This is a genomic window from Flavobacterium rivuli WB 3.3-2 = DSM 21788 (assembly GCF_000378485.1).
GTDB classification, from domain to species: Bacteria; Bacteroidota; Bacteroidia; order Flavobacteriales; family Flavobacteriaceae; genus Flavobacterium; species Flavobacterium rivuli.
The window spans coordinates 513,331-527,026 of sequence record NZ_KB899967.1; the positions used below are offsets into that span (position 1 = coordinate 513,331).

General features: G+C 39.6%; 13 protein-coding genes. 4 read left to right on the top strand and 9 right to left on the bottom strand.

All coding sequences use genetic code 11. From position 1 onward, the window contains the following. Positions 1-58: 58 nt before the first annotated feature. The 5 genes from F565_RS0105875 to F565_RS0105895 all read right to left on the bottom strand — a co-directional run bounded on the left by F565_RS0105875 (position 59) and on the right by F565_RS0105895 (position 1,364). The gene (locus tag F565_RS0105875; protein ID WP_020212274.1) at positions 59-253 is read right to left on the bottom strand and encodes a hypothetical protein; all 195 of its coding nucleotides are present in this window, start codon (positions 251-253) and stop codon (positions 59-61) included. A 107-nt stretch (positions 254-360) separates the two neighbouring features. Then, a complete protein-coding gene (locus tag F565_RS0105880; RefSeq protein WP_020212275.1) occupies positions 361-681 on the bottom strand; it encodes a hypothetical protein in 321 nt (106 codons plus the stop codon). Between the two features lie 23 nt (positions 682-704). Next, positions 705-926: a hypothetical protein gene (locus tag F565_RS0105885; RefSeq protein ID WP_020212276.1), complete on the bottom strand. Its 222-nt coding sequence runs from the start codon at positions 924-926 to the stop codon at positions 705-707. 13 nt (positions 927-939) lie between these two features. Next, the gene (locus tag F565_RS0105890) at positions 940-1,128 is read right to left on the bottom strand and encodes a hypothetical protein (RefSeq protein WP_020212277.1); all 189 of its coding nucleotides are present in this window, start codon (positions 1,126-1,128) and stop codon (positions 940-942) included. A gap of 17 nt (positions 1,129-1,145) precedes the next feature. Then, positions 1,146-1,364 carry a hypothetical protein gene (locus tag F565_RS0105895; RefSeq protein ID WP_020212278.1) on the bottom strand — a complete coding sequence of 73 codons (219 nt, stop codon included), beginning with the start codon at positions 1,362-1,364 and terminating at the stop codon, positions 1,146-1,148. A 189-nt stretch (positions 1,365-1,553) separates the two neighbouring features. Between F565_RS0105895 and F565_RS22290 the strand changes: the two genes are divergently transcribed. The 3 genes from F565_RS22290 to F565_RS0105915 all read left to right on the top strand — a co-directional run bounded on the left by F565_RS22290 (position 1,554) and on the right by F565_RS0105915 (position 4,262). Then, positions 1,554-2,621, top strand: a complete 1,068-nt coding sequence (locus F565_RS22290) for a helix-turn-helix domain-containing protein (protein WP_020212279.1) — start codon at positions 1,554-1,556, stop codon at positions 2,619-2,621. Positions 2,622-2,900: 279 nt separating this feature from the next. After that, positions 2,901-3,905, top strand: coding sequence for a phosphotransferase (locus tag F565_RS0105910; RefSeq protein ID WP_020212281.1), 1,005 nt, complete (start codon positions 2,901-2,903; stop codon positions 3,903-3,905). 30 nt (positions 3,906-3,935) lie between these two features. Continuing rightward, entirely contained in the window at positions 3,936-4,262 is a 327-nt protein-coding gene (locus F565_RS0105915) for a nucleoside triphosphate pyrophosphohydrolase family protein (protein WP_020212282.1), read from the top strand. 144 nt (positions 4,263-4,406) lie between these two features. On the opposite strand, the gene F565_RS0105920 is transcribed toward F565_RS0105915, so the two are convergent. After that, a complete protein-coding gene (locus F565_RS0105920; RefSeq protein WP_020212283.1) occupies positions 4,407-5,510 on the bottom strand; it encodes an acyltransferase family protein in 1,104 nt (367 codons plus the stop codon). Positions 5,511-5,626: 116 nt separating this feature from the next. Beyond that, positions 5,627-6,739: an acyltransferase family protein gene (locus F565_RS0105925; protein ID WP_020212284.1), complete on the bottom strand. Its 1,113-nt coding sequence runs from the start codon at positions 6,737-6,739 to the stop codon at positions 5,627-5,629. A 273-nt stretch (positions 6,740-7,012) separates the two neighbouring features. On the opposite strand from F565_RS0105925, the gene F565_RS0105930 reads away from it, so the two are divergent. Beyond that, the gene (locus F565_RS0105930) at positions 7,013-7,462 is read left to right on the top strand and encodes a KTSC domain-containing protein (RefSeq protein ID WP_020212285.1); all 450 of its coding nucleotides are present in this window, start codon (positions 7,013-7,015) and stop codon (positions 7,460-7,462) included. Positions 7,463-7,757: 295 nt separating this feature from the next. On the opposite strand, the gene F565_RS0105935 is transcribed toward F565_RS0105930, so the two are convergent. After that, positions 7,758-8,981, bottom strand: coding sequence for an efflux RND transporter periplasmic adaptor subunit (locus tag F565_RS0105935; protein WP_020212286.1), 1,224 nt, complete (start codon positions 8,979-8,981; stop codon positions 7,758-7,760). A gap of 4 nt (positions 8,982-8,985) precedes the next feature. Further along, positions 8,986-13,326, bottom strand: a complete 4,341-nt coding sequence (locus F565_RS0105940; RefSeq protein WP_020212287.1) for a CusA/CzcA family heavy metal efflux RND transporter — start codon at positions 13,324-13,326, stop codon at positions 8,986-8,988. Positions 13,327-13,696: the final 370 nt, after the last annotated feature.

Below are 13,696 nucleotides of genomic sequence, written 5' to 3' on the forward strand. Positions count from 1 at the left end.
TTGCTATCTTTATAAACATTATCTTTTACAATGCCCCTTAAGGTGACCGGCGCACTCATTAGAATGGACACATCATATTACGAACTACTGTAAGAGCATCAATTAAATCTGACACCTCATCTTTCGATAATGATACCGAGGTCAATCCCTCCTTTTTATCAATAACCTGCACCATTGTAAGATTCACATCTTTATGATATTTCACTTCTAATCTCTGATTTTTGTCGAATTTCGATTTTAAAATATGTTTCATTTTGTAAATTGTTTTGCCGGTATCAGTAAGTTTATTACTTTTGGGCTTTAGATTTTTATTTAATTATTTTTTCTTGAATAAGGTGTAGCTCCCAACTTCACCTTTTTTTATTCTTTAGCACGATATACTTCTTTGTGAATTTCATCAAGAATATCTCCCTCATCCATTGTAGGTAAAAGATGAATTGCACTTCTTGTAATTGCATCAATACCCCAAAGCATATCTTCTTTATATTCATCCTCTACATCGTCATGATGTAATTTTGTTGCCATAAAACATACAACTTTAAGCATCGCCTGTACATCAAGCATTTTCATTGAATATCCGTACGTTTTCTGAGGGCTGTTTTGGATGTAATTTTCATCTAGTTGTAGGGTTTTTTTTAGGCGTTCTTTGTCCGAACCCGATAAATTTAGATTCTTCAGCATAATTTTTAGATTTTAGATTTTAATTATTTAGTGAAATTTGCCCGGATTTTCAAGATATCTTTATCCGGTAACTTATGTTTGCCCTTTCGGGCCTGCCCAGGAGAAACTCCCAATTTCTCCAAGGCAGAATTTGCTTCACTTTCGAGTTGTGTAGCTGTATTATAATTTTGCATAGCAACTTCTTTACCTTGTTTCGCTACTGCAATGATTTGTTTAAAATGAGTAATAGCTTGTTGTTTATTCATTCCCCATTAATTTTCAATTTTCGGCATCTATAGCAACACTAATCCCTAAAGCAATGCGAGAAATTTCAGCTATGCTATTTGCAGCGTCCTGAAAACCATCTTGCGTGAGATTTTCGGTATTTGAAGCAATAAATCTGATACCGGCAAGTAAGTTGCTAATTGTGCTTTGAGCGTCAGCAAATTCGAGTGTGATTTTTTTCATAATCTTAATTTTTTAAGTTATACAGATTCTATATTTTTTAATCGTTGCTCTTCGGAAACAGCGTCAGTAAGCAAATTACGAATTTCAACTAACTTGTCATCAGGTATTTGCCAGAAACCGGAAAACCAATTAGTGTACATTGTACTAGGCTTTATTCCAAACGATTTGCAATTTTTTTCGCAAAAAAGCATTTTGTTTTTTAAGCTCTTATAGATAATTTTTATTTCATTTTTCATATTATTATTGATACTTTACATTAGTAAATATTAGAAATAATTAAGTAAAACATTAACGAAATGTTAACACATAAACTATACAAAGCACTATCTTTGCAAAAATTTTTGTTCTTTTTATTTTTTTTATATTTACAAATATAGAACATTTTTCTATATATGTAACGTATAAACGTTAAAATTTATAGTTAAATGGATTTCTACACAAAACTTAATTACGCTAAGCTTTCTAAAATACTGAAGATAAAGGATTTAGCTGCTTTATTAAATAAAGAATATGATACTGTTCGGATGGCAATTAAACGTAAAAGCCTAAGCGATTATGAAAAAAGAATAATATCGGATAAATTTTTCACTCAGGATAAAAGGACAACCTTCTCATTAAGATTCTCGGAAGCATTATCGGAAAAAGGCTTAACTGCCTATGAATTAAGTAAGCTTACAAATATTAGTCAGTCTACAATTTCTTTTTATAAAAGTGGTCGTAATGTTCCTAAATCATCAAATTTGACAAAAATCGCGCAAATATTGGAAGTGGACAAACATTGGCTTGAAACCGGTGAAGGAAATATGCATATGGACTTTGATATAGAGCACATACGCACGCAACTGGGTTTTTCATTGGAAAGTTTTGCAAAGTTATTAAAAATAAATGTAGACGAATTGAGGGACTATAGCAACGGAAAACCAATACCGGATAATATTAGAACGATGTTGCTAAAGTATGTTTGGGGTACTGGCATTCGTATAAACCCTTATATCCCTCTAACTGACAGTACTTCTACTATTTATAAAAACTCTCTCGAATACGAGAATAATATAGAATCAATTTTATCTGTTAGAATTGTCAGAGCGCCCATGTTCAGTAAATATCTAAAAGGTTATCGAGAACCTACGTTTTTCGAAGGCCTACCAACAATTGAATTTTCTATAACTAAAAGGACTATTGAAGACACATTTCTTTGTTTTGAAGCACCCGATGAAAGTATGAATGGAGGTTTAATCAATGATGCGCCTATAGGTGCCGAAATGCTTTGTAAAAAAGTTAGTGTCCAATTTTTAAAGTTTAATCTCAATAACAGATATGGTTTTGTAATTGTACTTGACAATACAATTCTTCATAAAGATGTCTTAGATTTTGATGAACTCACAGGTGACATTAGATGTGGCAGTAGAACAGGGTTGCCACAACATAGCGATTTTACAATCAATGATAAAGATGTTAACGAGATTTGGTGCGTAATAAAACGAACATTTTAATTTACAAATATAGAACAAACCTTATGTAATAAGCATTGTAAAGGATATTGCCGACAATGCAATTTTAAATAAATTGGCAATAAAAACAATATTTAATAACAAATAATAAACAATTAGTCTCTGACTATTAGCTACATAGGTTTTTGAAAAAGTGCGGGTTTGTGACTGAAAATCCATGTGTCCCTGGTTCGATTCCTGGAGGTACCACAAAAAAATCCCTTAGCTTTACTGTTAAGGGATTTTTTGTTTTATACCAACCCATCTTAACACTGCCCGAAAATGAAAAACTTCCCGGTTACAACCTCAACACTTTCTGCTAAAGATTTAGGGCTGTTTGCAATTGAAAAATACGGGCTTGGCGAAAACGCCACCTGTACCTTATTCAGGACGGGCATTAACCATACCTATTTTATTAACGATGGCAACACAAAATATGCATTAAGGGTTTATAGTTATAACTGGCGTACAGAGTTAGAAATATCAGAAGAAATTAACCTGCTTAATTTATTAAAACAGCATGGCATTGGAATCTCCCACCCCATTGCTGATACAGGCAGAAACTTTATTCAGGCTCTTAACGCTCCCGAGGGAATACGGTATGCCGTCCTGTTTTCTTTTGCTAAAGGCGACAAAATAAGGAGTATGGATTTAGATACCTGCCAAACTATAGGCTCTTTAATGGCATCTATACATTCTCTGACAGCTAATCTTAAAACGGAACGCATAAATTACACTTCTGAATCGCTGCTTGCATTGCCTTATAAATATGCCACCGAATATTTTAGCGAAGCATTGCCGGAAATGAAATTTATTAAAGAGAAAACCGAAGAGATTACCGACTTTTTTAAACAGACTGCATCAGATATTCCAAGTGGTATTATCCATCTTGATATATGGTACGACAATATGGCTGTTACAGCAAATAATGAAGTAACGGTATTTGATTTTGATTTTTGCGGTAACGGATGGCTGGTTTTTGATATCGCTTATTTTTGCAAACAGCTTTTTCATATAGAGGCCGATAAAGACCAATATGAACTAAAAGCGCAAAGCTTTTTAAAGGGCTATAACACCATACGTACATTAACCACCAATGAATTGCAAGTGATACCCAAAACAGCCGCAGCCATTTGGATATTTTATCTTGGGGTACAATGCCAAAGGTTCGACTGGTCTAACATATTCCTGACAGAAAATTATTTAAAACTGGTACATGTCGCAAAAATTAAAACCTGGCTCGAATATTATAAAACAAGAGCGGTAACTTTAACTAACGTTGGGTAACAAAACAAATCCTGATTTAAAACGAACAACATGAAAACCTTAGACCTTAGCACCATAAAAGAACGCTCTAAAAATATACGCAATGCTTACCACGAATTAGAAAAGCACCACCATGGCAGCGAGTGGACGGTAGAGGAAGATGCTCTTGCCTTTTTAACCGATGCAGGATTAGTGGGCAGGCTTACCATGTCGCAACAGGGGCGCTGGCCAAAAGGCGGCGATGCCAATGCCGAACTGGAACATAAACTGGGTGAATGCATCTGGTGGATAACGGTTTTAGCCCAGCGCATGGACATTGACATTGAAGAGGCTACAGAAAAATTCCTTTCTAAAACTGAAAAGCTTTTAGGCCAGTAAATTTTTTTTATCCTCATTAGACAGGTGTTCCATTTCGACCGGAGCGCAGCGAAGTGGAGAAATCTCAACGCTAAAAATAGCCATTTCTCCTTCGTCGAAATGGAAGTAACTATCTTATATTAGCATTATATGTTATATGCGGGCTTAATTAAACTTTTTATTTAACCATTTTCTCACAGGCTCATCATACAGTTTAAGGCAGGCATAGGCAATGACAATGCTACATATAAATAACAATGCAGCAACAGGAAGAGATGCTGAAAAAGAGGGTTTATTATTTACAACAAATGCCATGTAAGCATATATAAATGGAAAGTGAATGATGTAAACAGGATAAGAAATATCGGCAAAGAATTTACATACTTTTAGCCCCGTCTTATTTTGCAACGTGCCAGCGGCGCCAAGGTAAACAATTAACGGAAAAACTATTATAATAGTTAGCGCATCATACAGGCCATTCATCCATAAATGATTTTCATTGCCTATGGCAGGAAACGCAAGTGCAGCTATTAATAATATCCCGCTCCACAAAAAAGCATATTTAATTTGCCTTATCCTTACCACGCGGTATAGTAATAAACCTGCTAAAAAAGGATATAGCAATCTTATTAAACCAATTCTTACCTGCGAGAGCGTTAAGGATGCGCCTCCGGATATCGTACCGTTAACAGCGGTAACACCATGGTGTACAAGTGCCGCAGCCGATACAAATGCCAATATGAATAGTGTTGTTTTAGAAAACTTTCTTATAAAAAGTGCATAAAGAACATTAGCTACATATTCAAAAAGCAACGACCATGCAGAACCGTTAAGAGGGTACATTTCGCTCCACCCGCGAATATCCATAGACGGACGTATGGGTAATAACGTACAGCCTACAACCATTATGAGCAGCATTTTCCATACTGGTGTGCCGGCAATTAATGGAAAGAGGCTGCATTCTCCAGAATAAAAAAATAGTGCGCCTAATAAAGACCCCACAACCACCATAGGTTGCAGGCGCACAAGCCTGCGTATAAAAAAATTGCCGGTTTTTAGGGTCCCCCACCTGTCATCATAAGCATACCCTATTACAAACCCTGACAGCATAAAGAAAAAATCGACTGCGAGGTAACCATGATGAAAAATTTGGTAAGAGTCAGGATAAACACCAAAAATGTGGAACAAAACTACTATAATTGCAGCGAGGCCGCGCAAGCCATCGAGTATGACATAATGAGGCTTTACAGCGGGGGTAGCTACATTCATTAATAAATTTTACTTTTAGAACTTTTAACAAACATTAGTATTCTGCCCAAAGATAGCGAGATATGTACTATCATGGAAAATATCCTTTAACGTTAATAAATGGTATCGATATATATTTAAGCAAACTTTTTATTCAGCCACTTCCTTACCGGTTCATCATACAGTTTAAGGCAGGCGTAAGCTATAACAATGCTTGATACAAATACAAGCAGGGCCAAGGGCAGCGCCACTGTAATAGAAAGTTTATTATCTACTACATAAGCCGTATAAATATAAATAAGTACGTAATGGGTTATGTATATGGGATAAGAAATATCGCCTAAAAACTTACATATCCTGTAAGCTGTTTTATTATGTACCGCACCACCTGCACCAAGGTAAATAACAAGCGGGAAAATAAAAATAATACTAAGCGAATCATACAGGCCGTTCATCCATAAATGATCTGCACCACCTACCCGCGGAAAGCCAAGGATAAGTACCAGCAACAGGCTGCTCCACAAAAAAGCGTTTTTTATCTGCGATATTTTTACAACCCTGCAAAGTAATAATCCAGCAAAAAACGGGTACATTAATCGGGTAAAACCTATTCTTAACTGCGGTATGTTTACGCTCCACCCTCCTATTACATCGCCGTTAGCCGATGTTACTGCATAATGTATAAGCGCCGCACCCGATAAAAACACCAACACAGATAATGCCGTTTTAGAGAACTTTCTAACAAACAGGGCATACAATATATTAGCTATATACTCAAAAAACAGCGACCAGCCCGGGCCGTTAAGAGGGTGCATTTCTTCCCACCCGCGAATATCCATAGATGGCGGTACCGGCAGTAACGTAAAGCCTATAAGCATGGTAAGTATTACCTGCCATGCGGGCACACCGGCTATCATAGGGAACAGTCCCGATGCGCCAAAGTAATAGCCTATGGCACCTAATATCATCCCCATAACCACCATAGGCTGCAGGCGCACAAGGCGGCGTTTAAAAAAATTGCCTGTTGTTATGGTTGTCCACCGGTCATCATAAGCATAGCCTATTACAAACCCCGACAGCATAAAGAAAAAGTCGACCGCAAGGTAGCCGTGGTTAATAATCTGGTCTATATGGCTGCCGCCGGCATGCGCCTCAAATATATGGAAGGCAACAACCATTAGTGCAGCTATACCACGCAGCGCATCGAGTATTAGGTAATGGGGCTTGGCAGCCGGGGTAATTGTATTCATGGTACTATGTTAACTGGTTTAAAACGGGCCGCTACATTACATCGTTGTAGTGATTGCCGTAATCTTCAAAGATAGTAAGATGTGTAAAATGTGCAAGGACAATTTTACAGGGGAGCATATTTAATTTAAAAATGCGGTTTACGGTATGGTAACATATTTTTTTCGGTCAGGTAAATTAAATGATTTGATTTTTAAACATATAGTACTACCTTTGCACGCAATTTGCAGCCACCTGTTGTGGTTTTACCTACTGAAAAGAAGATTTTTATGAATATGAAAAAAATTGTTGAGTACAGGAAATTACTCAACGTTACCAAAGCCGCTACTTTAAAAGAGCTAAAAACTATTTACAGGAACAGCATGAAGGATTTTCATCCTGACACTATTGCTGATGAGGCTGAAAGGCTTGAAGCTGAAGCTAAAAGTACTGAGTTTATTGCTGCTTACCACTTCTTAGTAAGTGTAGCTCCGGAAACTGCCGAGAAAAACAAAGTTGAGTATACTAAAACTACTACAACAGCAGGTATTGCCGATTTTTACTTTGACAACATGGTGCTTTACATCAACTTTACTGATGGTGCCAAGTACGAATATTTTGGTGTGCCTAAGCAACTTTATATTAAAATGGTAAACGCTGAGTCTCCTGCACGTTTTGCACGCAGAAATATTCACGGTGTATTTTTATACCGTAGTGCTGCCAAGCTTGTTGGCGCTGAAGAATAGAACATACATTGGCCCCGGCCTTTATATAAAAACCCACTCGCCTGAGTGGGTTTTGTTGTTTATAAGGGGTTTATTATTTAAAACCTTGCAGATAGTTATCAATACATTACAATAGATTGTGGTATTGTCGCGCAAAGACGCGAAGAAGCAAAGCCAAACCGGGAAACGCACATTAAAAGCGGCTGATAAGCCGCTTTAGAATTAAGTCCACATTCAACTTTGCGCGTTCGCGCCTTTGCGTGACCTTCTTTAGCAAAGTGTATTTATTTATCTATGATGATATATTAGTAATTGTTTAATGCTCATGGCCTCCGCCACCTTCATTCTTTATTAAATGGCTTTGTATGTAGTACGCCCCTTTAAGCACTATCTGTGCATTTTTATCTATAGGCTGCAATACCGATACCTGCACATAACCCAACTGCGCCGTACCTGTTTTTACCTCTATCCGCTGAAAGTGGAACGTTTTGCCCTCCTCTTTATGTCCGGTTTCTTCTTCATGGCCTTCTTCAAGCACAAAAATAAATTCGCGTCCATCAGCACGCACTACGGCATCTGCCGGTAACGACGCTACGTTTTGTGTACCTACATCTATAAGGGCATTTACATACATACCCGGTATAAGCGTTTGGTTACTGTTAGAAATATCGGCATGCACCGCGACTGATTTGGTTTCATTCTCGAATGCCTTACTCACATTAAACACCTTGCCTGTAATTTCTATATTATCCTGGTTGGTAAGTACAAACCTTATATTTTGCCCTGCCTTAACCTTATGCAGGTCTTTTTCATATACCAGTAAATCAACATGCAGTTTAGAGTTGTCTACAATACCAAAGAGTGGCTTGCCTACCTCTGCATTAGTACCTATTTTTATATTAACCTCTGTTACATAACCAGATATTGGTGCAACCACAGGCATGATGCTCGATGCGTTTATACCACTGCCTAAATTTAAAATTGCGAGTTGTTTTTGCAGCGAACTATAGCGTGCCTTCTCTATATCATAATCTGATTTGGCCCGCTGAAACACTTTTTTAGAATTTACATCTTCCTCGCTCAGCTTTTTTTGGCGTTCATATTCTAACGATAAAAATTCGAGGTTACTTTTAGAGGTAAGGTAGGCCTCCTGCAACTTGGCAAACTCCGGACTTTCGATAGTTGCCAGCACTTCGCCTTTCTTTACAAACTCGCCCTCTATAACTTTAATAGTTTGCACCACCCCACCCAGATGTACCGATATATCGGCCTGGTTTTGTGGCGGCAGCTTGGTATAGCCGTTGGCATTAACCACATCGCTCAGGTTTTTCATGGTAAATGTTCCCAGTGCTACCCCGGCGGCATTGTACTGGGCTTCGTTAAGCTCTACCTCCTTAACAGGAGCTTCAGCGTGTGGTTTTTCGGTTGCAGGCTCTTCGGCTTCGCTTTCAGCAACCACTTTAGGCTTTAACGCGAAATAAAGTATCAGGGCAATTGCTACTGCCGCAATAATTATATATATACTATTCTGTTTTTTCATGGTGTTATTGGTTAACCAGGTACTGTAAATTAATTACGGTAGTGTTATAGTTGTTTAATGCAGAGATATAATTAGTCCTGATGTCGAGCGCTGTTTCCAGCACCTGCACATATTCAACATACGATATATCTCCATTTTGATAGGCTTTGGTTGCATTCTTTGCAATAGTTTCTGCATTGGGCAGGGCCGTGTTTTTGTAGTATGCTAAAACCGACTCATACGTAGCAAGCTGCTCGGTTTCCTGCTTATACTGGCTTTGCAGTTGCAGGCTTAGGTAGTCGGCATTTTTTTGCTGTATCTCTATATTTATTTTAGCTGCCTTACTTCTCGAAATAGTGCTGCCTGCAAAAACCGGCAACGATATCCCAACCGTAAATCCATTAAAGCGTGGCGTACCATTATAATAAACGGTTTGACCATTTACCTCCTGGTTGCCTTTAAAGGATTGCACAAAATATCCGGCAGTAAGATCCGGCCACAGAACAGACTTTGCTACCCTGTTATTAGCTTTGGCTACAGCCACATTTTGAGATGCCACTTGTACCGATGCATTTTGTTTGACCCTTTCAGCATCCAGCAACTCTAATGTTGGCAATGCTGTAAATGAGGTATCGGTTACAGTGAAATCAGCATCAAGGTTAAGAAGCGCACTTATCTTATATTTCTCGCTTTTTAATAGTGCTTCATTCTGTTTTATCTGTTGTTCCAGTTCCTGCTGTTTAGAGACTGCCGTGATTTTTTCGAGCGAATTAGATTCTCCCGTTTCATACTTAAGGCTTGCCGAACGTACAAACTTTTGCATCAGCGCATTTTGCTTTTGCAGCATTTTATTCATTTCAGAATAGTATAAAATAGTATTCCACGACTGGCGGATGCTGTACGTAATATCTTGTTTGGCGCTGTTTAACCTCAGTTGGCTCGCTGTAATATTCTCGTTCAGCAATTTCTTCGCTGCGCCATACTGAAACGGGCTAAATGTTTGCGAAATGCTTAAGTTCTTATCCTGCGCGACAGTATTTATTTGCCCAAAAGTCCCGTTTATTTGTATTTTTGCAATGTCATAAGCCGTTCCGCGAAGTTGTTGCTGCATTTTCACATCTAACCCGGATGACTGAACACTTTGATTATTAGTTAACCCTTTCTCTATTGCCTGTTTTAAATCCATTTTTTGAACTCCCTGCGCATTCGCAGAAAAACCAAGCAGGCTTATCACGATTATCGGCAGAACTGCATTGTTCTTTGCCTTAAAGCCACCTTCGAAATAATAATAAAGGATGGGCAATACAATCAAAGTTAAGAGCGTTGCGGTTATTAACCCACCAATAACAACGGTAGCCAAAGGTTTCTGAACCTCAGCGCCTGCCGTAGTGCTTAACGCCATAGGCAAAAACCCTAACGATGCCACCGCTGCTGTTAAGATAACCGGGCGAAGGCGCACTTTTGTACCCTCTTTTATACGGTCGTAAATATTTTCCATTCCTTCTTGTTTTAACTGGTTAAAATAGGCAATGAGCACAATGCCATTGAGCACTGCCACGCCAAACAATGCAATAAACCCCACCCCTGCCGAGATGCTAAAGGGCATTCCCCGTAACCACAAAGCGAAGATGCCTCCAATGGCCGATAGCGGTATGGCGGTAAATATGAGCAGTGATTGTTTGATGGATTTAAAGGTAAAATAGAGCAAAATGAATATGAGCCCTAAAGCTACGGGAACAGCGATCATAAGCCTGTCGTTAGCCGCCTGCAGGTTTTCAAACTGCCCGCCGTACGTAATGTAATAACCATCGGGAAGTTTTAGTTTACCATCCAGCTTTGCCTGAATTTGCTCTACAACGCCCTGAATATCTTTACCGCGCACGTTGAAGCCTACCACTATACGGCGTTTGCCATCTTCGCGGCTTATCTGCATAGGGCCGTCTTCATATTTTATGTCGGCTACCTGTTCTAACGGGATCTGGTTACCCGATGGCAGCGTTACATACAGCGACTTAAGGCTCGAAATATCATTACGGCTGTTTTGTGCCAAACGTACCACAAGGTCAAAACGCTTCTCGCCCTCGTACACCAGCCCGGCAGATTCTCCTGCAAACCCCATCCTGATAACACGGTTAAGGTCGCCTATGTTTAGCCCATACAATGCAAGTTTATCTTTATTATAGCGCACGGTTATTTGGGGTAGGCCTGCAACACGCTCTGCTTTGGCCGATGTTACTCCTTCTATGCCCTGAATTAGTTGCAACGCTTCATCGCCTTTGCTCACCAGCATGTCTATATCCTCACCAAATATCTTAATGGCAACATCACTGCGCACGCCTGTCATCAGTTCGTTAAAGCGCATTTGTATGGGCTGCGAAAATTCGGTACTGGCACCGGGAATATCTTCCAGTGCTTTCTCCATCTTTTCCATCAACTCCTCTTTTGTTTTTGCCGATGTCCATTCCTTTTTATCTTTCAGTAATATAATAAGGTCGGCTGCCTCAATAGGCATCGGGTCGGTAGGGATTTCGGCACTGCCTATTTTTGCCACCACCATTGTAACTTCCGGAAATTTAGCCTTTAGTATCTGCTCAGCTTTGGTAGTTGCCTCTACTTCCTGCGACAGCGAGCTGCCCGAAGCTATTATTAAATGCGTTGCAACATCTCCTTCATCGAGCGTTGGGATAAACTCCCCGCCAAGCGAATTAAAAACAATTAATGCTACTACAAACAATGCTATAGAGATACCTAATATAATTGCTTTTATCTGCAACGCTTTATTAAGCATTGGCCTGTAAACACGGTCAATTGCATTAATAATCCTGTCGCTTATATTCGGCGTATGCCCGGTTTCTTTTTTTAGTACAAGTGCACTCATCATGGGCACGTAGGTAAGCGACAATATAAATGCGCCTAATACTGCGAAGCCCACAGTTTGTGCCATTGGCCCAAACATTTTACCCTCGGTGCCCGTAAGCGCAAGAATGGGCAGGTACACTATTAGTATAATAATCTCGCCAAAGGCAGCACTACTGCGAATTTTAGATGACGCCTCATATACCTCATCATTCATTTCATCGGCAGAAAGCTGCCCGGCCTTTCGTACCTGCAGCCTGTGGATTATGGCTTCTACAATAATTACGGCGCCGTCTACAATAATACCAAAGTCTATTGCGCCAAGGCTCATAAGGTTGCCGCTCACGCCAAAGAGTTTCATCATGTTAATGGCAAACAGCAACGCCAGCGGAATGACCGATGCCACTACCAGCCCCGCCCGCCAGTTGCCCAGTAGCAGCACAAGGATAAAGATCACGATAAGTGCGCCCTCTATTAGGTTAGTTTGCACTGTGTGTATGGCGTGGTCTACCAGTTTGGTACGGTCCATAAATGGGGCAATGTCTACCCCTTTAGGCAGCGATTTTTTAATCTGCTCCATTTTTTCTTTAACCCGTGCTACCACCTGCCCACTATTCTCGCCCTTAAGCATCATGACCATACCGCTCACCTCTTCGCCCTTACCATCCTTAGTAACTGCGCCGTAGCGAATGCTGCTGCCTATTTGTACGGTAGCCACATCCCGAATTAATATGGGGATGCCGTTCTGGTTCTTTATAACAATTTTGTTAATGTCTTCGATACCGTTTACCATACCTATCCCACGAATAAAATAGGCATACGGTTTCTTATCTATATAAGCGCCGCCGGTATTTTCGTTGTTAGATGCTAATGCTGCAAAAATCTCCGCAATGGTGGTATTCATGCTTTTTAAGCGGTCGGGCTGTACGGCAATTTCGTACTGCTTAAGGTAGCCGCCCAGGGTATTAACCTCAGCCACTCCGGGAGTACCTATTAACTGTGGTTTAATGATCCAATCCTGAATGGTGCGCAGGCTTGTGGCATCAAATTTATCTTCATATCCTTTTTTCGGGAAGACCACATACTGGTATATTTCGCCAAGCCCGGTGCTTATAGGAGCCATTTCGGGTACGCCAAGGTCTTTAGATATTACGTCTTCGGCCTGCTTAAGCCTTTCAGATATTTGGGCACGAGCCCAATATATATCTACATTTTCTTTAAAAACTACGGTAACCACGCTTAACCCAAAACGGCTTATAGAACGTAGCTCTACCACATTAGGTATTGGTTTTACAGCCTGTTCTATGGGGTAGGTAATAAACTGCTCTACCTCCTGCGTGGCAAGCGTGGGCGATGTGGTAATAATCTGCACCTGGTTATTGGTAATATCGGGCAGGGCATCTATGGGTAAATTGTATAGCGACCACGTGCCTGTAACCAACAACGCAAGGGTAAACAGCCCGATAATAAATTTATTATTAATGCTGAAATGAATGATCTTATCTAACATTTGATATTTATATAATGATGAAATTTTTGGCGAAAGCCAAACAATTATGCTGTGTAAAAAGCAACTTGCGAATATGTAAAACCATTTATTAATATAATGCAATCTAAATAATTTGTCACGCAAAGGCGCAGAGACGCAAAGCTGTATACTAAATTAGGTTTCGATACAGCGACTGTTAAGTCGCAAAGCTTTGCGACTTAACAGTCGCTTGGTAGCTAGGTGTACGTAACTCAGCTTTGCGTCTCTGCGCCTTTGCGTGACATAAAATAGTAGAAAAAATCGGGCTGAGAGATATTCATAAATAGTATAATTCCCGATTTGTGAAAATTCGTGAAATTCGTGGTTAACTAAGGTTCACGCATTTATTCCG

Bases quoted from the DNA above. Each gene is read 5' to 3' on its own strand.
- F565_RS0105875 (WP_020212274.1), bottom strand. From the start codon at position 253: ATGAAACATATTTTAAAATCGAAATTCGACAAAAATCAGAGATTAGAA.
- F565_RS0105880 (WP_020212275.1), bottom strand. From the start codon at position 681: ATGCTGAAGAATCTAAATTTATCGGGTTCGGACAAAGAACGCCTAAAA.
- F565_RS0105885 (WP_020212276.1), bottom strand. From the start codon at position 926: ATGAATAAACAACAAGCTATTACTCATTTTAAACAAATCATTGCAGTA.
- F565_RS0105890 (WP_020212277.1), bottom strand. From the start codon at position 1,128: ATGAAAAAAATCACACTCGAATTTGCTGACGCTCAAAGCACAATTAGC.
- F565_RS0105895 (WP_020212278.1), bottom strand. From the start codon at position 1,364: ATGAAAAATGAAATAAAAATTATCTATAAGAGCTTAAAAAACAAAATG.
- F565_RS22290 (WP_020212279.1), top strand. From the start codon at position 1,554: ATGGATTTCTACACAAAACTTAATTACGCTAAGCTTTCTAAAATACTG.
- F565_RS0105910 (WP_020212281.1), top strand. From the start codon at position 2,901: ATGAAAAACTTCCCGGTTACAACCTCAACACTTTCTGCTAAAGATTTA.
- F565_RS0105915 (WP_020212282.1), top strand. From the start codon at position 3,936: ATGAAAACCTTAGACCTTAGCACCATAAAAGAACGCTCTAAAAATATA.
- F565_RS0105920 (WP_020212283.1), bottom strand. From the start codon at position 5,510: ATGAATGTAGCTACCCCCGCTGTAAAGCCTCATTATGTCATACTCGAT.
- F565_RS0105925 (WP_020212284.1), bottom strand. From the start codon at position 6,739: ATGAATACAATTACCCCGGCTGCCAAGCCCCATTACCTAATACTCGAT.
- F565_RS0105930 (WP_020212285.1), top strand. From the start codon at position 7,013: ATGAAAAAAATTGTTGAGTACAGGAAATTACTCAACGTTACCAAAGCC.
- F565_RS0105935 (WP_020212286.1), bottom strand. From the start codon at position 8,981: ATGAAAAAACAGAATAGTATATATATAATTATTGCGGCAGTAGCAATT.
- F565_RS0105940 (WP_020212287.1), bottom strand. From the start codon at position 13,326: ATGTTAGATAAGATCATTCATTTCAGCATTAATAATAAATTTATTATC.